20 protein-coding genes are annotated in these 21,751 nt (G+C 62.1%); 13 read left to right on the top strand and 7 right to left on the bottom strand.

Annotation, left to right across the window (positions count from 1 at the left end; all coding sequences use genetic code 11):
* The first annotated feature begins 2 nt into the window (after positions 1-2).
* From F2P46_RS27310 to F2P46_RS27260, 11 genes are all read left to right on the top strand, one after another.
* Complete coding sequence (locus F2P46_RS27310) at positions 3-737, top strand: GntR family transcriptional regulator (RefSeq protein ID WP_166874143.1); 735 nt, start codon at positions 3-5, stop codon at positions 735-737.
* A complete protein-coding gene (gene nagA / locus F2P46_RS27305) occupies positions 734-1,846 on the top strand; it encodes an N-acetylglucosamine-6-phosphate deacetylase (protein ID WP_166896181.1) in 1,113 nt (370 codons plus the stop codon). Before F2P46_RS27310 ends, nagA begins: the two co-directional genes overlap by 4 nt.
* On the top strand, positions 1,839-2,849 hold the full coding sequence (locus F2P46_RS27300; protein WP_187362586.1) for an SIS domain-containing protein: 1,011 nt from the start codon (positions 1,839-1,841) through the stop codon (positions 2,847-2,849). Before nagA ends, F2P46_RS27300 begins: the two co-directional genes overlap by 8 nt.
* Positions 2,850-2,865: 16 nt before the next feature.
* Positions 2,866-4,125 carry an ABC transporter substrate-binding protein gene (locus tag F2P46_RS27295; protein ID WP_166896179.1) on the top strand — a complete coding sequence of 420 codons (1,260 nt, stop codon included), beginning with the start codon at positions 2,866-2,868 and terminating at the stop codon, positions 4,123-4,125.
* Positions 4,125-4,991 carry a carbohydrate ABC transporter permease gene (locus F2P46_RS27290; protein ID WP_166896178.1) on the top strand — a complete coding sequence of 289 codons (867 nt, stop codon included), beginning with the start codon at positions 4,125-4,127 and terminating at the stop codon, positions 4,989-4,991. The genes F2P46_RS27295 and F2P46_RS27290 overlap by 1 nt, the downstream gene beginning before the upstream one ends.
* Entirely contained in the window at positions 4,991-5,809 is an 819-nt protein-coding gene (locus F2P46_RS27285) for a carbohydrate ABC transporter permease (protein WP_166896268.1), read from the top strand. The genes F2P46_RS27290 and F2P46_RS27285 overlap by 1 nt, the downstream gene beginning before the upstream one ends.
* 17 nt (positions 5,810-5,826) lie before the next feature.
* Positions 5,827-7,143: an MFS transporter gene (locus F2P46_RS27280; protein ID WP_166896176.1), complete on the top strand. Its 1,317-nt coding sequence runs from the start codon at positions 5,827-5,829 to the stop codon at positions 7,141-7,143.
* A gap of 1 nt (position 7,144) precedes the next feature.
* Positions 7,145-8,251 carry a sn-glycerol-3-phosphate ABC transporter ATP-binding protein UgpC gene (locus F2P46_RS27275; RefSeq protein WP_166896174.1) on the top strand — a complete coding sequence of 369 codons (1,107 nt, stop codon included), beginning with the start codon at positions 7,145-7,147 and terminating at the stop codon, positions 8,249-8,251.
* A gap of 185 nt (positions 8,252-8,436) precedes the next feature.
* Positions 8,437-9,765, top strand: coding sequence for a tetratricopeptide repeat protein (locus tag F2P46_RS27270; protein ID WP_166896172.1), 1,329 nt, complete (start codon positions 8,437-8,439; stop codon positions 9,763-9,765).
* A 235-nt stretch (positions 9,766-10,000) separates the two neighbouring features.
* Positions 10,001-10,285 (top strand): hypothetical protein, encoded by a 285-nt coding sequence (locus F2P46_RS27265; protein ID WP_166896170.1) that lies wholly within the window; start codon positions 10,001-10,003, stop codon positions 10,283-10,285.
* Complete coding sequence (locus F2P46_RS27260; RefSeq protein ID WP_166896168.1) at positions 10,273-10,563, top strand: type II toxin-antitoxin system RelE/ParE family toxin; 291 nt, start codon at positions 10,273-10,275, stop codon at positions 10,561-10,563. The genes F2P46_RS27265 and F2P46_RS27260 overlap by 13 nt, the downstream gene beginning before the upstream one ends.
* Positions 10,564-10,687: 124 nt before the next feature.
* On the opposite strand, the gene F2P46_RS27255 is transcribed toward F2P46_RS27260, so the two are convergent.
* The 4 genes from F2P46_RS27255 to F2P46_RS27240 form a co-directional block, all read right to left on the bottom strand.
* The gene (locus F2P46_RS27255) at positions 10,688-11,341 is read right to left on the bottom strand and encodes a hypothetical protein (RefSeq protein WP_166896166.1); all 654 of its coding nucleotides are present in this window, start codon (positions 11,339-11,341) and stop codon (positions 10,688-10,690) included.
* Between the two features lie 451 nt (positions 11,342-11,792).
* Positions 11,793-12,023 (bottom strand): hypothetical protein, encoded by a 231-nt coding sequence (locus F2P46_RS27250; protein WP_166896164.1) that lies wholly within the window; start codon positions 12,021-12,023, stop codon positions 11,793-11,795.
* A gap of 24 nt (positions 12,024-12,047) precedes the next feature.
* On the bottom strand, positions 12,048-12,548 hold the full coding sequence (locus F2P46_RS27245) for a hypothetical protein (RefSeq protein ID WP_166896162.1): 501 nt from the start codon (positions 12,546-12,548) through the stop codon (positions 12,048-12,050).
* A gap of 103 nt (positions 12,549-12,651) precedes the next feature.
* On the bottom strand, positions 12,652-15,432 hold the full coding sequence (locus tag F2P46_RS27240; protein ID WP_166896160.1) for a TonB-dependent receptor: 2,781 nt from the start codon (positions 15,430-15,432) through the stop codon (positions 12,652-12,654).
* Between the two features lie 390 nt (positions 15,433-15,822).
* Here F2P46_RS27240 and F2P46_RS27235 point away from each other — a divergent pair, with 390 nt between their 5' ends.
* Positions 15,823-16,563, top strand: a complete 741-nt coding sequence (locus F2P46_RS27235) for a GntR family transcriptional regulator (RefSeq protein WP_166896158.1) — start codon at positions 15,823-15,825, stop codon at positions 16,561-16,563.
* A gap of 220 nt (positions 16,564-16,783) precedes the next feature.
* Here F2P46_RS27235 and F2P46_RS27230 read toward each other — a convergent pair whose 3' ends face one another.
* The gene (locus tag F2P46_RS27230) at positions 16,784-17,500 is read right to left on the bottom strand and encodes a hypothetical protein (protein WP_166896156.1); all 717 of its coding nucleotides are present in this window, start codon (positions 17,498-17,500) and stop codon (positions 16,784-16,786) included.
* A gap of 93 nt (positions 17,501-17,593) precedes the next feature.
* On the opposite strand from F2P46_RS27230, the gene F2P46_RS27225 reads away from it, so the two are divergent.
* On the top strand, positions 17,594-17,929 hold the full coding sequence (locus tag F2P46_RS27225) for a transposase domain-containing protein (protein WP_166896155.1): 336 nt from the start codon (positions 17,594-17,596) through the stop codon (positions 17,927-17,929).
* A gap of 214 nt (positions 17,930-18,143) precedes the next feature.
* On the opposite strand, the gene F2P46_RS27220 is transcribed toward F2P46_RS27225, so the two are convergent.
* Together F2P46_RS27220 and F2P46_RS27215 are read right to left on the bottom strand one after the other, a co-directional pair.
* Positions 18,144-18,923 (bottom strand): SDR family oxidoreductase, encoded by a 780-nt coding sequence (locus F2P46_RS27220; RefSeq protein WP_166896153.1) that lies wholly within the window; start codon positions 18,921-18,923, stop codon positions 18,144-18,146.
* Between the two features lie 99 nt (positions 18,924-19,022).
* Positions 19,023-21,728, bottom strand: coding sequence for a pitrilysin family protein (locus F2P46_RS27215; RefSeq protein WP_166896151.1), 2,706 nt, complete (start codon positions 21,726-21,728; stop codon positions 19,023-19,025).
* Between the last annotated feature and the right edge of the window lie 23 nt (positions 21,729-21,751).

Raw genomic sequence — 21,751 nt, 5'->3', positions numbered from 1 at the left:
CCATGCTTGCGCAGCTCAGCGATTTCAAGCCCGACGCCGACAGCGTCACCCCGCTGTATATGCAGCTGGCGAACAAGCTCTCGGCCGGCATCACCAGCGGCGACTGGCGCGCCAACGAAGCGCTGCCATCCGAGCGCATGCTCTCGGACATGCTCGACATCTCGCGCGTGACCGCGCGCAAAGCCATCGACATGCTGTGCGAGCGCGGCATGCTGACGCGCCGGCGCGGCTCCGGCACCTACATCACGCCCAAGCTGGAACAGCCGCTCTCGCGCCTGACCAGCTTTTCGGAAGAACTGAGCCAGCGCGGCTTTACCGCCGGCTCGCGCTGGCTGGAACGCGAGATCGGCGTGGCCGCGCCCCTGGAACTGCTCTCGCTCGGGCTCTCGCCCAACATGCCGGTGGCGCGCCTGCGCCGCCTGCGCACCGCCGACGATGTGGTGATGGCGATCGAAACGACCACCATCCCGGCCATCCACATGCCCGACCCGCACGGCGTGACCGATTCGCTGTACGGCTACCTTGAGGCGCGCGGCGCCATTCCGATGCGCGCGCTGCAGCATATCCGCGCCGTCAACGCCAATGCGGAGCAGGCGCGCCTGGCCGGCCTGGCGCCGGGTGCGGCGATGCTGCACATTACCCGTGTGAGTTACCTGGACAGCGGCGCGGCGGTGGAACTGACCCACTCGTTCTGCCGCAGTGATTATTATGAATTTGTAGCGGAGTCGCGCCGATGAGCGATGCAATCAAGGGCAATATCCTGACCAGCAGCGGCTGGATCAACGGCGCGATCAGCTTCGGCCAACGCGTCACCGGCATGCATGGCGGTGCGGTCGATCCGGCGGTCAACGGCGACGACTACGTCATCCCCGGCTTCATCGACCTGCACGTGCACGGCGGCGGCGGCAAGGACATCATGGAGGCCGGCGACGCGCCCCATATCATCGCAGCCATGCACGCCAGGCACGGCACCACCTGCCTGCTGGCCACCACCATGACGGCGCCGCCGCACGAAATCACGCGTGCGCTCAAGGCCATCGGCGCGGCCTGCGCCGACCGCCGTCCGGGCGCGGCGCGCATCCTCGGGGTGCACCTGGAAGGCCCGTACATCAACTCCGGCAAGCTGGGGGCGCAGCCGAACTACGCGCGCGCCGCCACCCTGGCCGAAGTGCAGCAACTGGGCACCCTGGCGCCGATGCGCCTCATTACCGTGGCGCCCGAAATCGCCGGCCACCTGAATTTAGTGAGGGAACTGAGTAACGCCGGCATCCGCGTGCAGATCGGGCATACGCTCGGTTCCTACGAAGATGGCGTGGCCGCGCTGGAGCACGGCGCGGCCGGCTTTACCCACCTGTTCAACGCCATGAGTGGCCTGCATCACCGCGAGCCGGGCATGGTCGGCGCGGCGCTGGCGCATGCGCAGTACGCCGAACTGATTCCCGACCTGCTGCACGTGCACCCGGGCGCCATCAAGGTGGCGCTGCGCGCGATCCCGCACCTGTACTGCGTCACCGATTCCACCGCCGCCACCGGCATGCCCGACGGCGACTACAAGCTTGGCCGCCACAGCGTGCAGAAATGCATGGGCGGCGTGCGCCTGCCCGACGGCACCCTGGCCGGCAGCACCCTGACCATGGACCAGGCGCTGCGCAACCTGGTGAGCCTGGGCCTGAGCCTGGAAGACGCGTCTCACCGGGTCTCGACGTATGCCGCCGATTACCTTGGCGAAACCGAACGCGGACGCCTGGCGCCGGGCGCCTTTGCCGACATGGTGGTGCTGGACCGCGATTTGAAAATCAAAGCTGTCTATATCGAAGGAGAAAAGTGTGACCTCACTGATGCTTAAAGAAGCCCTGTCCGCCGCCGACTGCGTCGCCCTGCAACTGGAAAACGACGTCGAACGCTATGCGGAACTGGGCCGCAAGCTGAGGACCACCACCTTCAACACCGCGCTGACGGTGGCGCGCGGCAGCTCCGACCACGCCGCCAACTACTGCGCCTACCTGATCATGGCGCGCATGGGGCGCATCGTGGCCTCCCTGCCGATGTCGCTGGTGACCTTGTACAAGTCGCCGCTGGTCACGCGCGACACGCTTACCATCGCAATCTCGCAATCGGGCCAGAGCCCGGACGTGGTCGAACCGATCAAGTACTTCCGCGACGGCGGCGCCACCACCATCGCACTGGTCAACGATATCGATTCGCCGCTGGCCGCCGCCGCCGAGTGGGCCATGCCGCTGCGCGCAGGTAAAGAGCAAAGCGTGGCCGCCACCAAGAGCTTCATTACGAGCCTGGTGGCCGGTGCGCGCCTGGTGGCGCAGTGGCAGAACGACCCGGAACTGACCGAAGGCCTGGCCGCCCTGCCCGATGCATTGCGCAGCGCCACCGAGTTGGACTGGTCGGCGGCGCTGGACGTGCTCACGCCGGCGCGCAACATCATGGTGGTCGGACGCGGCATCAGTTTTCCGATCGCGCTCGAATCCGCGCTCAAGTTCAAGGAAACCTCGGCCTTGCAGGCCGAAGCCTTCAGCGGCGCCGAAATCAAGCACGGCCCGATGGCCCTGATCGAAGACGGCTACCCGCTGCTCATTTTCGCAACGCGCGGACCGACCCAGGCCGGCCTGATCGCGCTCGCCGCCGAGATGCGCACCCGCGGCGCGCGCGTGCTGCTGGCGGCGCCCGCCGACGTAGCGGAGCGCGACCTGACCCTGCCGATTGCCGCCACGCCGGACCTGGACCCGATCGTCGCGGTGCAGGCCTTTTACGTGATGGCGGCGCACCTGTCGAAAGCGCGTGGCATGGACCCGGACCGTCCGCGCCACCTCAGCAAAGTCACCAAGACCAACTGAGCCGGCCCCGCCATCGATGAAAACGATACTGCTGACGGCATTGATGGCACTTGGACTGGCCGCGCCCGCCGCCGCCGCCGCCGAGACGAAAATCGAATTCTGGACCTTCAGCATGAAGCCCAAGTTCACGCCCTTCTTCGACTCGGTGGCGCGCAATTACGAGGCGGCCAATCCGGGCGTGAAGATCGAGTGGATCGATTTTCCGTGGGATGTCATCCAGACCAAGCTGGTCACGCGCATCGTGGCCGGCACGCCGCCGGCGCTGGTCAACCTGAACGTGCCCTGGGCCGACGAATACGCGCGCGATGAACTGCTCACGCCGGTCGACGCCCTGCTCGGCGCGTCCAGGGCCAGCTACATTCCCAGCACCCTGGAAGACCTGCGCTTCAAGGGCAAGACCTACGGCTTCCCGATGTACAGCAACGTCGCCGTGATCGCCTACAACCAGCTCATTTTCAAGGAGGCGGGGTTGACGCGCGGCCCGCAAAGCTTCGACGAACAACTGGCGTTCGCGCGCCAGATCGCGGCGCGCACCGGCAAGGCCGGCATTGCCCCGGCGCTGTCGAAAATCGATGGCCTGTTCATGTGGCAGGGGCTGGCCGTCATCAAGGATGGCAAGGCGGTGTTCAATTCGGCGCAGCATGTGGCGCTGGTGCAAAAACTCGCCGCGACCTACAAGGCCGGCGGGCTGCTGAAAGAAAGCCTGTTCGCCGAAGATAACTTCCCGGCCGTGGTCGACGCCTACAAGGGCGGACGCCTCGGCATGCTGCTCGCCCCGCCGACAGCCTTGAAACGCATCCAGGCCGATGCCAAAGAGATCTATGCGATTACCGGCGTGGCGCCGGCGCCGCTCGGCCCCACCGGCATCGCCGACGGCGGCTGGCTGATTCACTTCGCGATCCCCAAGGGAGTCGACACCAAGCTGCTGCCGGCGGTCGGCAAGTTCGCGCTGTACCTGACCAGCGACGCCAACCAACTCGCCTTTGCCAAACAGGCCAGCGTGTTCCCCACCGCCGTCAAGGCGGCCGCCGATCCGTATTTCCTGGCGCTGCCGGTGGGCGCCGGCGCCGCCGAAAAAGCCGTGGAAGCGGGAGCACGCTCGATGGCGCACTCGCACACCTTGTACGTGGCCGGCATCGACGACTACGACGAACTGCGTCGTTCGCTGGTCAAGGCGGTCGAAGCGGGCGTCACCGGCAAGCAGGACGTGCAACAAGCGCTCGACCAGGCGGTCGCGATCTGGAACAAGAAGCTCTCCAAACAGAGGCTGCACTGATGAAGACACGGCGCCACACCCTGCAAGCATGGATGTTCCTGGCACCGGCACTGGTGCTGCTGGCCGTGTTTTCGTTCTGGCCGGTGGCTTACGGCTCGTTCCTCGCGTTCACCGACTATTCCCTGATCCGGCCAACCTCGTTCGTCGGACTGGATAATTTTCGCTACATCTTCGATAACGAGATGTTTGTCACGGGCCTGAAAAACTCGCTGCTGTTCCTGGTGATGGTGCCGTTCGTGCAGGTCGGCGCGGTGGCGCTGGCGGTGCTGGTCAATAACCAGTTGCCCGGCATCCGCTGGTTTCGCGCCGCCTTCTATGTGCCGGTGGTGACGACCGTGTCGGTGGTGGGCATCATGTGGGGCTTCATGTTCCATGAACAGGGCACGCTCAATTACGTCTTCATGCAACTGCGCCTGGCGAACGCGCCCATCGGCTGGCTGACCGACGACACCCTGGCCCTGTTCGCGGTGATGTTCGTCACGCTCTGGCGCGGGCTTGGCTGGTACATGGTGATGTACCTGGCCGCGCTGCAATCGATTCCGGCGGACATGCAGGAAGCGGCCATGCTCGATGGCGCCAACCGCTGGCAGCAGTTCTGGAAGATCACCGTGCCGATGCTCAGGCCCACGATCGCCGTGTGCACCATCCTGTCGGTGCTGGCCGCGCTCAAGGCTTACCAGGAAGTGGATGTACTGACCCAGGGCGGGCCGATGAATTCGACCTTCACCGCCCTGTACTACGCCTACGACCAGGGCCTCAAGCACCTCAAGCTGCCGCGCGCGCTGGCCGCCAGCCTGGTGGTGTCAAGCATCTGCATCGGCATCGCGCTGGTGTGCCTGCGCTACCTCAAGCCGAAGCACCGTTGATGCGCGCCCGTGCGCTGGCCACGTTCGGCCATTACCTGATCCTGTGCGTGCTCGCGGTGGTGTGCGTGTTCCCGTTCTGGTGGACCCTGGTCACGGCGATTTCAACCGAAGGCAATGTGTTCGCCTTCCCGCCCACCTTCTGGCCGCGCAAGCCGTCGCTGGAGAACTTTGCGGAGGTGTTCCGCGCGATTCCGATCCTGGCGTTTTTCAAGAACTCGGTGCTGATCGCCGTGTGCACCGTGTTCTGGAAGCTGGCATTGTGTTCGCTGGCGGCATACCCGCTGGCGCGCATGCACTTTCGTGGCCGCAAACTGGTGTTCGGGATCATCCTCGCCACGCTGGTGCTGCCGTCCGAAGTGAATTTTTTGGTGAACTTCATCACCGTCACCAAGCTGTCGCTGGTGGACACCTACACCGGCGTGATTTTGCCGAACGTGGTGACGGCGGTCGCCATCCTGCTGCTCAAGCAAGCCTTCGAGGAAGTGCCGCAAGACCTGATCGACGCCGCACGCGTGGACGGCGCCTCGGAGTGGATCATCTTCAGCAAGATCATGCTGCCGCTGATCGCGCCGTGGCTGGCCACGGTCGGCATCCTGACTGCGGTCGAAGCCTGGAACGAGTACATCTGGCCGTCGATCGTGATGAGCAAACCCGATGAATTTCCGCTGTCGGTGGGCGTGCTGTATTTGCGCGGCACCTTCGGCAGCAGCACCCGCGTGATCGCCGCCGGCACCGTGCTGACGATCCTGCCCACGCTGGCCGCCTTTCTGTTCACGCAGCGCTTCTTCATGCGCGGCATGGACGGCGCAGTGAAGTAACCCACCCAAGGATGTCGATGGAACTGACTAAAACAACGAAAAAAGAACGCAGCCCACTGGCCTGGGTCCCCAGCCTATACCTGGCGCAGGGCCTGCCCTTCTTCGCAGTCGCCATGGTGGCCGGCCAGATGTTCAAGAGCATGGGCGTGGCCAACGACGACATCGCCCACTGGACCGCCGCCATCATGTCGGCCTGGATCTTCAAGCCGCTCTGGAGTCCCTTCCTGGAACTGGCGAGCAGCAAAAAGATCGTCGTGGTCAGCTTCCAGCTGATCGGCGGCGCCTGCCTCGGGCTGGTGGCGCTGGCGCTGCACATGCCGTTCTGGTTTGCCGCCTGCGTGGTCATGCTCACCCTGGTCGCCATTTCATCGGCCACGCACGACGTGGCCTGCGACGGCCTGTATATCTCCAGCCTGACGCAGACGCAGCAAGCGGCCTACGCCGGCTGGACCGGCACCTTTTTCAACGCCGGGCGCTTCATTTCGTCGGGTGGCCTGCTGCTGTTGGCCGGGTATTTCGAGAAAACCCTTGGCGTGACGTCGGCCTGGACCATCGTGTTCTGCATCCTGGCGGTGATGATGGTCACCCTCGGCCTGTACAACGGCTGGGCGCTGCCGCTGGCAAAAAATCCGGTCAGCGCCGACATCACCGCAAGCGCGATTGCGCGCACGCTCAAGGAAGTCATCATCGACTTCTTCAAGAAGCCTGGCATCTGGGTCTCGGTCCTGTTCATCATTCTGTTCCGCGCCGGCGAAGCGCAGGTACAGACCATCGGCCCGCTGTTCCTGCGCGAGGCGCGCAACCTGGGCGGACTGGGATTGACAACCATCGAAGTGGGCGCCGTGTACGGTACCGCGGGCACCGTCGCTTTCGTCATCGGCAGCATCGCCGGCGGCTACTTCACCTCGTGGCTGGGCCTCAAGCGCGCCATCCTGGTGCTGATCCTGGCGGTGAACCTGCCCAACCTGGTGTTCTACTTCTTGTCGACCACCCTGCCGACCGACCTGACCCTGATCGGCGCGGCGCTGGCGGTGGAGATGTTCGGCTACGGCTTCGGCTTCGTGGGCCTGATCCTGTACATGATGCAGGTGGTCGCGCCGGGCAAATACCAGACCGCGCACTATGCGTTTGCCACCGGGATCATGCAGCTCGGTTTTTCGCTGTTCAAATGGATCAGCGGCGATATCCAGATCGCGCTCGGCTACCACAACTTCTTCCTGTGGGTGCTGGCCGCCGCGGTGCCGGTGGCGATCCTGTCGCAGATCATTCCGATGAGCGCGAGCGAACGCCAGCAGGCCGACCTGGCGGCCGCCAAGCCGGCGGCGGCGAACTGACATGGCCGCCGTCACCCTCAAGCGCGTCGTCAAGCGCTACGACGACAAGCAGGTCATCATCCACGGCATCGACCTGGCCATCGCCGATGGCGAATTCGTGGTCTTCGTGGGACCGTCCGGCTGCGGCAAGTCGACTTTGCTGCGCATGATCGCCGGGCTGGAAGAGATCAGCGGCGGCGAGCTGCATATCGGCGGCCTGCTGTCCAACGATGTGGCGCCGGCCAAGCGTGGGCTGGCGATGGTGTTCCAGTCGTACGCGCTGTATCCGCACATGACCGTGTTCGAGAACATGGCGTTCGCGCTCAAGCTGGCCGGCCACAAGGGCGAGGAGCTCAAGGCCCAGGTCGGGCGCGCTGCGGAGATCTTGCAGATCACCCACCTGCTGCAGCGCCGGCCGAAGGAATTATCGGGCGGGCAGCGCCAGCGCGTGGCGATCGGGCGCGCCATCGTGCGCAAACCCGAGGTGTTTTTGTTCGACGAACCGCTCTCGAACCTCGACGCCAGCCTGCGCGTGCAGATGCGGGTGGAACTCTCGCGCCTGCACAAGGAACTCAAGACCACCATGATCTACGTGACGCACGACCAGGTCGAGGCGATGACCCTGGGCGAGCGCATCGTGGTCATCAACGGCGGGCGCATCGAGCAGGTGGGCACGCCCTACGAGCTGTATAACAATCCGGGCAACCTGTTCGTGGCCGGCTTTTTGGGTGCGCCGAAAATGAACTTTATCGCCGCCGGAGTGGCCCATATCGGCGCCATCGGGGTGCGTGTGCGCCTGGCCGACGGCACGCTGGTCGACGCCGACGCCGACGGCAGCGAGGCGCTGATCGACGACAAGGTCACGCTGGGAGTGCGTGCCGAGCACATGACGGTGCTGCCGCAGGCCACCCAGCAAGCCAATGTGGTCGCCGCCGTGGTCGGCCATGTGGAGTACCTGGGCGACCAGACCATCGTCTACGCCAGCATGCCGGGCGACCCGGCCCTGATCGCGCTGCGCCAGCCGCAGGGTGGCGCCATGCTACGCGCGGGCGAACGCATCGCGGTGCATTTGCCGCCCGCGCACTGCCATCTGTTCGACGCCCACGGACGCGCGTTTGCCCGTGCATAAACCGGTCCGCACGGAAATCAGCGTGCAAAGATAAAGTTTATGTAACAATATGCGCTTCGTCCGAAATTCGCATCCGAGATCCCCCTGAGTCGGATGTCGCATTTGCAGGTCACGTGTCCACGGTTCGGCGCTCTGATGCGTTATAGCGTCAGGCTGTCTTTATGTCTTTGATTGAAGGATTCTCCATGTCCCAGTTTCGTCTCGCTCGTATCAGCCTGATCTTGGCCGCCATTGGCCTCAACGCCGCCCCCGCCCTGATGACCAGCGCCAGCGCACAAACCGCCCCGGCAACGCCTGCGACCAGCGCCGCGCCGACCAAACCCGACACCGTTCGCCCGGATCTGTACAAGCTGCTCGAGCCAGGCATGATCAAAGGCCTGATCGACGGTAAGAAATTCGCCGAAGTCCAGGAAAAAGTCACCGCCGCCGAAGCCTTTGCCAACCGTACCCCGTACGAAACCTACGTCATCGAACGCATGAAGTTCGCGCTGGCCTCGGCCAGCGGCAACGATGCCTTGGCCATGAGCTCGCTCGAAGCGATCATCAACTCGCCAAGCACGCCGGCGGCCGACAAGCCGGAATTCATCCTGGCGATGGGCAACATGCAGTTCAACGCCAAGAACTATCCGAAGGCGATTGAATGGATGAAGCGCTACATCAGCGACGGCGGCTCGCCGACGCGCGTGCGCGGCTCGATCGTGCGTGCCTACTTCCTGAACAACGATTTCGCAGCGGCCAAGACCGAAGTGACAGCCATGCTGGCCGAATCCGAAAAAGCCGGCAAGGTGCCGCCAGCGGACGACCTGCGCCTGCTGGCCACGATCGCCGGCAAGCAGAAGGACATGGCGACCTACACCGCCACCGTCGAGAAGCTGGTGGCCTCGTATCCGACCGAAGAACTGTGGGCCGACCTGCTGCACCGCATGTACGGCAAGACCAGCTTCAACAGCAAACTGCAGCTGGACGCGTACCGTCTCGAGACGACCGTGCTCAAGCAAATGGAAGCGGAACAGTATGTCGAGATGGCCGAACTGGCGCTGTTGGCCGGTTTCCCGATCGAAGCGAAAAAGGCGGTTGACGCCGGTTTCGCCGCGAATGTGCTGGGCACCGGCGCGAACGCCGCCAAGCACAAGTCGCTGCGCGAGCGCGCCAACAAGAACGCCGCGGACGACGTCAAGAACATCGCTTCGGGCGAAGCCAGTGCGTCCAAGCTGAAAGACGGCACCGGCCTGGTCAACCTCGGTTACGCGTACTCGACCATGGACGAGCACGCCAAGGGTATCGACCTGATCGAAAAAGGCATCGCCAAAGGCGGCCTGAAGCGTCCGGAAGAAGCCAAGCTCAAGCTGGGCATGGCGCTGGCCAAGGGCGGCCGCAAGGACGATGCGATCAAGACCTTCGAAGGCATCAAGGGCACCGATGGCATCGGCGACCTGGCGCGTTACTGGGTGATGTGGCTGAAGCGTCCTGCCGATACGGCCGCGGCGGCAGCGCCAGCGCCAGCGGCCAAGTAATTCGCGGCATGGCCGTGTGAGGGGGCGGGTTCCGGCGCAAGCCGGGCCCGCCCTTTGTCGTTAACGCAGCCAGAGCTTAATCGAAGTCAAACAGGATGAAGGCGTGTTGAACCAATTACATGTTGACGCCATCTGACCTTGATTGCCGCCTTGCTCATCGCGGTCCTTGAAGCGAGGTAAACCCGTGGGCAAAAAAGGTGCTACTCTAGTGACACCTTTTATGGAGTCTTTGATCATGTCAACCACCTCACTAAAACTTTCTACGGAACTCAAAGAGCGCGCCGCTGCGGCAGCCGAGAAATTGGGAATAAGCACCCACGCGTTCATGATCGGGGCGATCAGCCAAGCTGCAGATGCGGCTGAGCAACGAGCGGAGTTCGTTGCTCAGGCTCAAGCTGCACTCGCCGACATGCGGGAAACAGGAATGGGCTACGATGCCGACGACGTACGCGCCTATCTGCGGGAGCGCCTTAGCAATCCTGACACAGCAAGGCCCGAGGCCAAGCCATGGCGAAAGTAAGTTACACGAACCGCGCCATTGCCGACCTTGAACGTATCAGTGATTTTCTTGTCACAAATAATGCAGACGTTTCCGGGACGCTCGATTTGATTGACGAAGCCATCAGTATTCTTGGCCGTCATCCTTTCGTTGGCCGGCCAGCCGAAACGGGGATGCATGAACTGGTCATTTCACAAGGGAAGAGCGGCTACCTCGCGCTGTACAACTACGATGCGCATCATGACCTCGTTCAAATATTATCCATCAGGCATCAACGCGAAGTGGGCTTCCGGACATAGTTCATTCAGCAAACTTAGCAACTGTGGACTCGCTTGAGAAGCAGGCGGACATGCGCGCGATCAGGGCCGGATACGCGCCGCTTCCCGCCAAACCGCCAACGATTTGCACGCACATGGCGGCCCATCACTGATCGTTAAGGCGCTTGATCCAGTTCCAGAATGGATCACTCGATTCCACTTCGTCCATGCTGACGGTGCTTGAAACGATCTCCGACGCGCGCTCTGGAATGCTTAGTCCTAGTTTCTCTTTCACATAGTCTTGAAACAGCAGAGGTGGCGGAGTGTCATCGTCATCGTCGTCGCATTGCTCCTCAAATACCTCATCTGGCGTTCGCTCAAAATCATCGGGCCAACAGAGTTCGGTATAACCAATTGCAAGCAGACGCAACAGGTCTTCCATATTTTCTGTCAGCACACAAAGCATCACCGACCCGGAACCCGAGCCCAAATGCACGATCCGCTGTTGCCCATCGTCGCCCAGCCACAGTCCGGCCCAGGATCCATCTCCGCCGGTTCTCAAGAATATGACCAGGCGGTCGTTCACCTCGGGATCGTCACAGTGGGTCCAGCCGGCGGTAGCGGCAGGGTCCGGAACATGGAAAGCGTTTGCCGTGACATCGCCATATTCGGGCTCAGGGTACACGGTCATATAGCGGACCCCGTCGCGGCGCGTCCGCACGCAGCCGTGTTCTTCCATGAATTGCAGGGCTTGCCGCAACACTTCGGGCAGCGGATTGCGTTTTGGAAACGCGGCTGCCATTTCATCGGTAAATTTCATTTTCTTCCAATCAAACTCGTGGCCGGTAAGCGGTGACGTTTTGCGTCCCATGTGCATGATTATGCAACATCCGGCGACTCACCTCAGCGGACCGCGAGCTTCAGTCCTGCGGCTGCGGTCCAGCCATCACGGTCACATCGTAATCTGGCAATGCAAGTCGCGCCTTTGCCGAGCGAACCAGGAAGTCAGCCCGATTGGCGGCCAGATAAGCACGCGCTCGCGCAAGTTCGACGTCCATGTCGACGGCAGGAGCCATCCGGCTCCGACGTGGAAGCGACGTGCCTGAGATAACTTGCTCAACATGACCAGCACGTGTCCTTTTTCCCATGCCAGTTCCTATTCCATCCGTAGGTATCACCGAACGCATCATCGGACTGTTCAGATCCTTGCCATCAAGGGTCACGCTGAAGTTCTCGTTGATCTGGTACGCGAGCGACGATACCGAGGAGATTCAATCTTGCTGAGGTATCGGTCCAATCATGGCAGTGACCTCACAGTCCGGCAACATGAGTCTTGCCTTCGCTGATCGAATCAGGAAGTCCGCGCGATTTTCTTCCAGATAAGCGCGTGCGCGGGCCACTTCCGTTTCAAGGTCGGCTGGAGGAATTTCTCCAGTCCGATTCGAGCGCGCAACACTCGAAAGAGCCTGCCTGGCGCGACGATTCAGAACAGATTTTTTCATGTCGACTCCAATCATCAATGGCGGCTAAGATAATTTCTTCTTCAGCCCAATGACCTTGCCTTTACTGCTTATGTCTTCTGTATAGCCCAACGCCCGATAGAAATCAAGCAGCGCCTCCAGTGGTGACGCAAGCACCGCTTCCCGGCACCCCGCCAGGACACCAAGCGTCTGTAAGTAGGTGGTTGTGATTTCGGCGATCACTCCGACGAGCGGATGATTGCCTGGGGCGCGCGCTAAATAATCGATTCGCGCGATCACTCTTCCGTCACTAATTTTTCCGATAGCCAATCCACACAACACTGGATCCGCCCAGATCGCCAACTCGATACGCCTGTGCCTTCCACGAAGCTTGCGCACGAGCTGTCGCCAATCCCAATGCACACGACGATGTTGCCAACCTTGGCTTGCATCGAAAGCTTCCTCCCCTATTTCTGCAAGTCTGACAAACGACTTGTCCGTTCCGGCAAACTCAGCCATTACGGCGATCCGAGCCGCATTTTTCAGAACCCGATAGCGATTCTCCAAGTCGATCCGGCGTCGATCCTGCACAAGGGCCTCTCAAAAAACTAACGGGACGCACAAGCGTCCCGTTGTTTTGTGGCGGGACCGAAGTCCCTCCATCATAGGCTTAGTATTTGCCGTGCAGCGCCAGGTAGATCTGGCGGCCGTTCTTGTACAGCGAGCCTGGCACATCCATTGCACCAGCGGTGTGGATCACCGAACGCACCATCGGATTGTTCAGGTCCTTGCCATCGAGGGTCACGCTGAAGTTCTCGTTGATCTGGTAGGCCAGCGACGCCGACAGCGAACCGACCGACGCCTGGTACGAGGCCGAACTGCGGCTCGTGCCATTCAGGAAGCCCGAGCGCCAGCTGTAAGTCAAACGCGCGCTGATCTTGTTCTGCTCATAGAAAGCGCCGACGTTATACGCGTTCTTGGACGTTCCGATCAGGGTGCAATCGGCATACGTGAGCGCGCCGCACATCGAACCCGGCGCCTTGCCGGTCTCTTTACCCAGGGTGTAGGTATAGTTGGCGTTCACGCCGAAGCCGGCCGGCAGCGCCTGCTGATACGAGAACTCCAGGCCCTTCACTTCCGCCGTGGTGTTGAGCGGGGTGTCGATCTTGTACTCGGTGTTCTTCTTCTGCAGCTGGTTGTAGAAGGTCGCCGTGCCCGAACCGTAGGTCACGTAGCCGTCCAGCGCCGAGTAGAACGCGCCGGCCGCCAGCAGCGACTTCTCGGCAAAATACCACTCCACGCCCAGGTCGAAGTTATTTGCGCGGATCGGACGCAGGTTCGGATTGCCCGCTTTGCCGGTGCCCTGCACATCGAGCAGGTCGGTACCGGCCATCTGGCCCAGCTCCGGACGCGCCATGGTGCGGCTGGTCGAGAAGCGCGCCACCAGGTTCTTCGACAGGTCCATGCGGAAGTTTGCGCTTGGCAGGAAGTCGAGGTAGGTATTGGTGTACTGGCGCGGCTCGAAAGTGCCGGATGGCGCGATTTCGTTACGCTCGACCGATTCCTTGGTGTGCACCACGCGCACGCCGATGTTGCCCGAAATGCCTTCGGCGCCGAAGTTCGCCATCACGTAGGCCGAACGGGTCGGCTCCTTGATCTTGAATTCGTTTTGCTTGAGGTGGCCTTCGTACTTGGCATGGGTGCTCAGCCAGTTGTTGACCGCTTCGCGCGAGAAGGTCCACCAGCCGGCGCCGTTGGCGTCGAGGTCGTTGAACTCGGTCGGGAACGAGGTCAGGCCGCCCATCGGCAGGTTGCTGACCAAACTCAGGCTTGGCAAGGCGTTGATGCCGATGGCGGTCAGGTCGCGCTTGTGCTCCGCACCGCGCACGCCGAACTGGATCGACTGCACGCTGGCCAGGTCCAGTTTGTAGGTGCCGTCGATCTGGCCGTAGACTTCCTTGTCGATCGCGGTCACGTGCGATCCGTAGGTATAAGGCACATTACCGGTGCCGTCAGGGCCGCCGCCGATCGAGAACTTGTCCGCGCCCGGGATCACGTAGGTGACTGCCTTGTCGACGCCATTCATGGTGTAGCTGCCGCCGGTGTACGGCATCCAGACGCCCAGCGCGCCGCTTTTGGTATTGCCCAGGCCTTTGGTCGAGCCGACCTTGCCGGCCAGGGTCAGCTTGTCGTTGACGCGCCATTTGCCGTCCAGGTTGACGAACTTGGATTGGCTCTCGGCTACCGGACGGCTAAATTCTTCCTGCACCGCGCTCGACATGGTGCCGCAGACCGCGCCACAGTTCGCCGGCACGGCGCCGGTCAGCTGGGTCAGCACGCCGTTGTTGACAGTACCGCTCACGTTACCGGCCGGGAAATCCTTGGCCGTCCAGTTCGGCGCCAGGAAGCGCCCCAGCGACTGCATGAAGTTGTGGTTGATGTTCGGTGCGTCGAGGTGCGAACGGAACACGGAAAGGTCGAGCATGATGTCGCTGGTCGGCTTGAACTGCACGTCGATCAGGCCGCCCTTGCGGGTGCGCTCCTGTTCGAACCAGGCGGTGCCGCCCAGGTAGTTGGCCTTGGCGCCCTTGACCGGATCGGTCTTGATGGCGGTCGAGGAACCAGGCACGCCCTTGTCGATGGACGAGCCGGCATCGACCGGATCGTACCAGAGGCCGTTTTCCTGGCCGACCCGGCTCAGGGTGCGTTTTTCATGGAAGCCCTGGACCATCACCGCCAGGTTGCCGGCTTCGTTCTTCCAGTTCACCAGGCCGTTGAACTGCCCATCGTTCTTGCCCGAGTTTTGCGAGTTCACGGCGCCCAGGCTGACCTGTGCGCTGATGCCCTTCTTGAAGTCCAGCGGTTTGCGCGTTTCGATGTCCACCACACCGACGGCGCCGCCTTCGAGCAGATTGGCCTGCGAACCTTTGTGTACCGTGACGCGGCCGATCAGCTCGGACGGGAACAGGGAGAAGCTGACGCTGCGGCCACCGCCGATGATGTTATCGGCAAACCAGTCGCCGCTCGAGACGGTGTGGCTGTTGAGGGTGGTGAGGGTCAGGCCGAACGGGGTGCCGCGCAGGGCCACGCGATCGTTCTCGCCGAAGCTGCCTTCCGAGCCGCCGGCCGCGGCCACGCTCACGCCCGGCAAGCGTTGCAGGGAGTCGGCGACGTTCTTGTCGGGCATCTTGCCCACGTCTTCAGCAGTAATGACTTCGACCATCGTGTCCGAATTGCGTTTCTGGTTCAGCGACTGCTGCATGGCCGCGCGAATACCGGTCACGACCACCACTTCGGTCTTGGCGTCCGGGTCCACGGCCGGCACGGTTGCGGCGGCCGTCGCCTGGGCTTGCGCCTGGGCCGACATCGCGATACTCAACACCAGAATAGCTGCCGCCGACGCTACCGGCGTCAGGCTGGTCGATACAGGACGCTCTGCGTTCTTATTCACTACTGACTGATTGCGCTTCATTACTTCCCCCTTGATGTTGGCTCCGTGAGTAAGCCAGTTCATTTTTAACAACGACTTTTTATGTGCTACGGGTACCACCACGTCTAAAACCAATCTAACGCCAATATACTCCTCTTTAATACCAGAACACTACCAGTTATGTGATTTTTTTCATATGTTGTTTCGTTAATACACGGGTGGACTGGCATTTTGGGTAAGTGGTCTGGTCATTGAGGGGGAATTTGGCCTAGTTACAAGAGGGAGGGGTATTCCGCCGGTCTTTTTTTGGTATTATCGTTATATGCAAATACGACAACTGGATGATGTGGCGAAATGACGCCATTGACCGGGAAAAGTGGTCCCATCCTTACAAGAGAAAGCGCCATTGGTATGACATCGCTCGCCCAAATCATGCAGACGCTGGCGCAGACCAGCTCGCAGCCGCTGTACCAGCAATTGCAGCGCGCCTTGCGCGAAGCGATCGACCAGCGCCTGTTCGGGCCGGACGAAGCCTTGCCGGCGGAGCGCCAACTGGCGCTGGACCTGTCGATCTCGCGCATCACGGTGCGCAAGGCGATTGACGGGCTGGTGAGCGAGGGCTTGCTGGTCAAGCGGCCGGGCTCGGGCAACTTCATCAATACGCGGATCGAAAAGAATTTTGCGAAGCTGACCTCGTTTTCGGAGGATATGCGGGCACGCGGACGCACGCCGCGCAGCGTGTGGCTCAAACGCTCGGAGGGCACGGTGACGCCGGAAGAAGCGTTGCGCCTGCGCTTGTCGCCGGGCGCGCCGGTGTACCGCTTCAACCGGATCCGCTACGCGGACGAACTGCCGATGTGCCTGGAGTACGCAACCATCGTGGCGTCCTGCCTGCCGTCGCTCGATGTGGTGGGCGTGTCGATGTACGAGGCGCTGGAAGCGGCCGGCAACCGGCCCACGCGCGCGCTGCAACGCTTATCGGCGCTGCTGCTCAACGCCGAACAGGCCAAGCTGCTGCAGTCGAAGGAAGGCGATGCGGGATTGTGCGTGGAACGGCTGGCGTTCTTGCGGGACGGCCGGGCGGTGGAGTTTTGCCGCTCGTACTTCAGGGGAGATATGTATGATTTCGTGGCGGAGTTGACGACGGCGTAGTCGTAGCGGCTCGCGTTTGAAAATGGCCGCGCTCGCGTTTTATGCCGGTCTCGGCTCACAATCACTGCAAACGATCCGGCGCGCGTCCTCACGTGCAGAGCCGTCAAAAAAATCCCCTGCGCCCCGATCTTTACCTCAACGACAATTTCTACCTTCGCCGCATGCAGTGCGATGCGCCTTCAGGGAGAGGACGGGGGATTGCTCAAGCTCAGGTCCCGGATCAGGGAACAGGTGTCAGCGTCCCCGTTACCACCATGGTGCAGCCTACTCCGTTGAGCCACCCTCCGGAAAAGACACCACGACCGGCGAGTCTCACCAGTCCGTCGGCGGTGAGCGGGGTACCCGATTCAAACGTCGTCGAAAGGACGATAGAGAGATTGGCATCGTCATAGAACGGACTGAATTCACGGCTGTGATCAAAGCGCAGTGGCAAAGTCAAGCTCAAATTGCCATCAGCCTTTGAGTAGGTGCCGCCGCCGCCAAGGTTTTTCGAGATTGTGGTGACGTTCGGCCCGAACAGATTTTCAAACGGCCATGGGAGTGGGGGCGCAGCCGAGGTCGTGTTCATCGGCGTTGGTGAAAATTCAGTCACGAACGCTTGCGTACGTAGACCGTCGAACAAAATAGTCCAATTAGTGTCGGCTGTAAACGGCTCTCCCGAAAAATTTTTAGTGGTCGTCAGCGACATGGTGCCGGTGAACGATGAAGTGAGTGGCGGTGGCGGCGGTGGCGGCGGTGGGTCACGGTATTGAACAACGCACGCATTGAGCGCAGCCTGCCTGGCGCGAATCAAGGTACTGAGGCGTCTGATCTGACTCGCCAGAGCAGCCTTCATCCCCGTTGGCGCGGTCTGCAGTTCGGCCTGTAGATCGGCTCTTTCTTGCTGCAGTTCTTGAATCTCTTGAGCCAGCGCTTGGCATTGGATAGGTATGGACATGATTCATTTCCTTCCGTTTTGGGTGTGTGGGTTGCGATCAATTTTCCCTGTTCCTGCAGGCCAAAAGGCAACAGAGCCTGACCAGTCAAGAATATGAAAATCGTCGTCCCCCGGGCCGAACGAGAAATTTCCGATAACTATCCCAACGCTGATATCGGTCACGTTTCTTCCGACATAAATCGTTGCTTTATTGGCGGTGGACAAAAGGAGGCCGTCGCACCGGCGCGTCCTGTGAGGTTCAGGATAGGAGATCCGCACCTCTGCCGCAGTGTGAAAAATCAAGCGCCGATGCATTGGAATTCCGCAGCCAGCGCCATGGCAAGCGCAGTGATTTATTTGCTGCTGGAAACGGCCAAGGCGAACAGCCTGGCGCTTTACAGGTGGCTGCGCCGGGTGCTGCGCGATTTGCCGGCGGGGAACCGTAGATGACGTCGCGGCACTGCCGCCATGGAATATGAAGCATTTGCGTACCCCGGATTTAGCCAAGGGAGGGCTTTTCCGGGTAGCATGGGTTGACGGCGCAGTTACATCCCACGCGTCGACGCTCAGCCGCGAGCCCGTTGAGAAGTGGCCGCCACCGTTTGGACTACGTGCTGCTGCACGTAGTTATTGGTTCCACCGATGGCGGAACCAAGGTAATTGCTTAAATCGCCGTCAAGCCGCCATCGACCGCCAACTGATGCCCGGTCACGAACGAACTCTGTTCGGAACACAGCCACATCGCCGCATTCGCAATCTCGACCGGCTCGGCGAAGCGGCCCATCGGATGCACATTGCGCAGCTTTTTCTCGCGCAGCGGTTCGCGTTCCAGCGCGCGGCCCATCATCGGCGTATTGACCACGCCAGGGCACACACTATTAATACGAATCCCCTCGCGCGCATACTCGGCCGCCGCGGTCTTGGTCATGCCCACCACCGCGTGCTTGCTGGCCGCGTAAATCGACTGTGTCGGCGCGCCGACCAGGCCGGCCACCGAGGCGGTGTTGACGATCGTCCCGCCACCCTGCTTGAGCATCTGGCGGATTTCGTACTTCATGCACAGCCAGGTGCCTTTGACGTTGACGTTCATGATGCGGTCGAACAGCGCTTCGTCGGCGTCCGCCAGCGGCAAATGCTCTTCTTCGATGCCCGCATTGTTGAACGCGCAATCGAGCTTGCCGTAATAGGCCACCGTCTTGTCGATCAGCGCCTCGACTTCCGATGCGCGCGTCACGTTACACTGCACGAACAGCGCCTTGCCGCCGTGTTCGACGATCATCGCCGCCGTCGCATGCCCGCCGTCGACCGACGTATCGGCCACCACCACGCACGCACCCGCGCGCCCGAATGCGACTGCGGCGGCGCGTCCGATACCGCCCGCCGCGCCCGTCACGAGAACGACTTTCCCCTCGAACGACGACTCTTTCTGCTTCTCCCTGGCCATGATCCCACATCTCCGTATGTTCTGCGGAGGAAGCAAATACTTCCTCGAAGCAACAGAATACCGTAAACGTTGCTATCCCGCCAGCAAGTATTGTTCTCCTTACTTCTTGGGCTTGGCTTTTTCCTGGTCACCCGCTATGACGACGCTCAGCGCGGCCGGGTCGATGGCCTTGAGGAAGGCGGCGTTTAGTTGCTCTAACGATACAGCGGCGAGCTTTTGCTCGAAGCGCTCGCTCCATTCGAACGTTTTGCCGAGGTACAGGAGCGAGGTCCAGCCGCTCGCCAGCACGCTGTCTTCGGCGCGGTTTTGCGCGCGCTGTTGCAGCAGGCCCGATTTGGCCGCCGCCAGTTCGCCGGCGGTAAACCCCTTGGTGACGGCGCGCGCCAGTTCTTCGCGCATCGCCACATCGAGCTTGGCCAGGTTCTGCGGCGCGGCGATGGCGCTCATGGTCAGGCCGCCGGCGCGGTCAAGGTCGCCCGCGCCCAGTTGCGAGCCGCCGCCGTAGGACAAGCCATCTTTCTGGCGGATGCGGTTCATCAGGCGCGATTCCAGGCCGCCGTCGCCGAAAATGTAATTGGCCAGCATCAGCGCCGGATACGCCGGATCGTCGACCTGCAGGTCGAGGTTCAGGCGCGCCATGACGACGCCGTTTTCCTTGTCCGCGAGGTTGACGGTTTTCTTCAGGGGTGCGACCGGGGCGTTGGTGCGCAACACCGGCGCGTAGCCGGCGCGGCTGTGCCACTTGCCGAACAATTCCTCGACCAGCGGCGCCACCGGCGCGGCGTCGAAGTCGCCCACGATCGCCAGTTCGCCATGCGAGGCGCCGTAGAAATCGCGGTAGTAAGCCTTCACATCGTCCAGGCGCACCGCCTTGACCTCGGCGATCTGCTCGTCGAGCGTGCGGGTGGCGCGCACGTCACCCTTCGGATAATGGTCGAAGTGTTCGGACAGCGTGCGCGCGGCCACCGATTGCGGCTCGCTGCGGCCCGACTCCAGGCTGACCAGCCATTGCTGGCGCAGCTGCTCGAATTCGGCTTCCGGAAAGGTTGGCTCCTTGAGCACGTGCGCCATCAGGCGCAGCGCCTCGTTCAGGTGGGTGCGCGTGGTTTCGAACTCCATCAGGCCACCGCTGATCTTGAGTTTATCGAAGGCGTCCGACAACTGCTCGCGCGTGTATTTGGTGGTGCCGCGCTGAAGCATGGCGCCGGTCATGGCCGGCAGCACGCCTTTGCCGAACAGGGTTTTCTCGTCGCCCCAGTGCAGGTTCAGGTCGACCGACACCGCTTCGCCGCGGTTCTTCTTGGGCAGCAGCGCCAGCTTCACGCCACCCACGGTGGCCAGGGTGGTGCGCTTCATGATGTTGGCCTGGCTCGGGTCGAAGTCTTCCGACTTCTGGCTCGCTTCTTTCGGCTTGAAGTCTTTCATCACGCTGGCCAGGGTGGGCGCAGGTGGAATCTCGGCGCGGCGCGGGGCGTCGTCCGGCAAAAAGTGACCGGTGACGCGGTTGTCGCGGCGCAGGTAGCGCCCCGCCGCTTCGGCCACTTCGGCCGGGGTCATGCTGGCGATGCGTTCGCGTCCGACGAAGAACAGGCGCCAGTCGCCCAGCGCGATCACTTCGGACAAGGCCACCCCGACCTGCTGCGGGTCGTTCAGGCTTTTCTCGATGCTGTTGGTGTAGTTGCGCCGCACCCGCTCGATCTCCGCTTCGCTGGGCGGGGTCTTGACGAAATCTTCGACGGCGGCCGTGAGGGCCTCGCGTACCGGCTCGATCGGGTCGCCCTTCTTCACCACGGCGCCGAAATACAGCATCCCGGGCGCGTAGCCGGTTTCGGCGTAGGCGAAGACGTCGCTGGCCTTGCCGGGCTCGACCAGCAGCTTGTGCAGGCGCCCGGTGCTCGCCGCGCCCAGCACTTCGGAGGCGAAGCTCAGGGCATCGCTGTCGTCATGCAGGGCCGCCGGCACCTTGTAGCCGACCGCAATCATCTGCACGTCGCCCTGGCGGCGCACGGTAAAACTGCGCTCGCCGTCCTGGGTCGGCTCCACCGTCCAGAACTGCGGCAAGGCGCGCTTCGGCCTGGGGATGGCGCCGAAGCTCTTGCTGATCCAGCCCAGCGCGCGGACCGGATCGAATTTGCCGGCCACCAGCAGGACCGCGTTATCGGGCTGGTACCAGGTGCGGTAGAACGCTTGCAGGTTTTCGATTTTGACGTTCTCGATGTCGCTGCGGTTGCCGATGGTCGAACGGCCGTAGCTGTGCCAGTCATAGCCGAGGCTCTGCATGCGCTTCATCAGCACTTCGGCGGGCGAATTTTCACCGCTTTCGTACTCGTTGCGCACCACCGTCATTTCGGAGTCGAGGTCTTTTTTGGCGATGTAGGAATGGACCATGCGGTCCGCTTCCATCTGCAGCGCCCATTTCAGGTTATCGTCGCCAGCCTGGAACACTTCGTAGTAATTGGTGCGGTCGAGCGCCGTGGTGCCGTTGAACTGCATGCCGCGCTGCGAGAACTGCTGCGCGATGTTGCGGTTGTTGGGCGCGCCCTTGAACATCAAGTGTTCGAGCAGGTGGGCCATGCCGGTTTCGCCGTAATTCTCGTGGCGCGAGCCGACCAGGTAAGTCACGTTGACGGTGACGGTCGGCTTGGACGAGTCGGGGAACAGCAGCACCTTCAGGCCGTTCGGCAGGCGATACTCGGTGATGCCTTCGACGGAAGGGCCCTGCACCACGCCTTTCGGCAACGGCAGGGCGAGCGCGGCGCCCGTAACGAGGTAAGCGGCAGCGCAGATCCAGCGAATGTGAGTCATGAGGTCTTTTTGATAGAGTGGAC

The organism is Massilia sp. CCM 8734 (assembly GCF_011682155.1).
GTDB lineage: Bacteria > Pseudomonadota > Gammaproteobacteria > Burkholderiales > Burkholderiaceae_D > Telluria_A > Telluria_A rubra.
Note: the sequence above shows the minus strand (reverse complement) of the source record. Positions and strands in the feature narration are given on the sequence as shown.

Excerpts from the sequence above, each read along its gene's own strand:
- F2P46_RS27270 (WP_166896172.1), top strand. The coding sequence starts at position 8,437 with ATGTCCCAGTTTCGTCTCGCTCGTATCAGCCTGATCTTGGCCGCCATT.
- F2P46_RS27235 (WP_166896158.1), top strand. The coding sequence starts at position 15,823 with ATGACATCGCTCGCCCAAATCATGCAGACGCTGGCGCAGACCAGCTCG.
- F2P46_RS27280 (WP_166896176.1), top strand. The coding sequence starts at position 5,827 with ATGGAACTGACTAAAACAACGAAAAAAGAACGCAGCCCACTGGCCTGG.
- F2P46_RS27310 (WP_166874143.1), top strand. The coding sequence starts at position 3 with ATGCTTGCGCAGCTCAGCGATTTCAAGCCCGACGCCGACAGCGTCACC.
- F2P46_RS27215 (WP_166896151.1), bottom strand. The coding sequence starts at position 21,728 with ATGACTCACATTCGCTGGATCTGCGCTGCCGCTTACCTCGTTACGGGC.
- F2P46_RS27285 (WP_166896268.1), top strand. The coding sequence starts at position 4,991 with ATGCGCGCCCGTGCGCTGGCCACGTTCGGCCATTACCTGATCCTGTGC.
- F2P46_RS27300 (WP_187362586.1), top strand. The coding sequence starts at position 1,839 with ATGCTTAAAGAAGCCCTGTCCGCCGCCGACTGCGTCGCCCTGCAACTG.
- F2P46_RS27295 (WP_166896179.1), top strand. The coding sequence starts at position 2,866 with ATGAAAACGATACTGCTGACGGCATTGATGGCACTTGGACTGGCCGCG.
- F2P46_RS27255 (WP_166896166.1), bottom strand. The coding sequence starts at position 11,341 with ATGAAATTTACCGATGAAATGGCAGCCGCGTTTCCAAAACGCAATCCG.
- F2P46_RS27250 (WP_166896164.1), bottom strand. The coding sequence starts at position 12,023 with ATGAAAAAATCTGTTCTGAATCGTCGCGCCAGGCAGGCTCTTTCGAGT.
- F2P46_RS27220 (WP_166896153.1), bottom strand. The coding sequence starts at position 18,923 with ATGGCCAGGGAGAAGCAGAAAGAGTCGTCGTTCGAGGGGAAAGTCGTT.
- F2P46_RS27290 (WP_166896178.1), top strand. The coding sequence starts at position 4,125 with ATGAAGACACGGCGCCACACCCTGCAAGCATGGATGTTCCTGGCACCG.
- F2P46_RS27260 (WP_166896168.1), top strand. The coding sequence starts at position 10,273 with ATGGCGAAAGTAAGTTACACGAACCGCGCCATTGCCGACCTTGAACGT.
- F2P46_RS27230 (WP_166896156.1), bottom strand. The coding sequence starts at position 17,500 with ATGTCCATACCTATCCAATGCCAAGCGCTGGCTCAAGAGATTCAAGAA.
- F2P46_RS27225 (WP_166896155.1), top strand. The coding sequence starts at position 17,594 with ATGAAAATCGTCGTCCCCCGGGCCGAACGAGAAATTTCCGATAACTAT.
- nagA (WP_166896181.1), top strand. The coding sequence starts at position 734 with ATGAGCGATGCAATCAAGGGCAATATCCTGACCAGCAGCGGCTGGATC.
- F2P46_RS27265 (WP_166896170.1), top strand. The coding sequence starts at position 10,001 with ATGTCAACCACCTCACTAAAACTTTCTACGGAACTCAAAGAGCGCGCC.
- F2P46_RS27275 (WP_166896174.1), top strand. The coding sequence starts at position 7,145 with ATGGCCGCCGTCACCCTCAAGCGCGTCGTCAAGCGCTACGACGACAAG.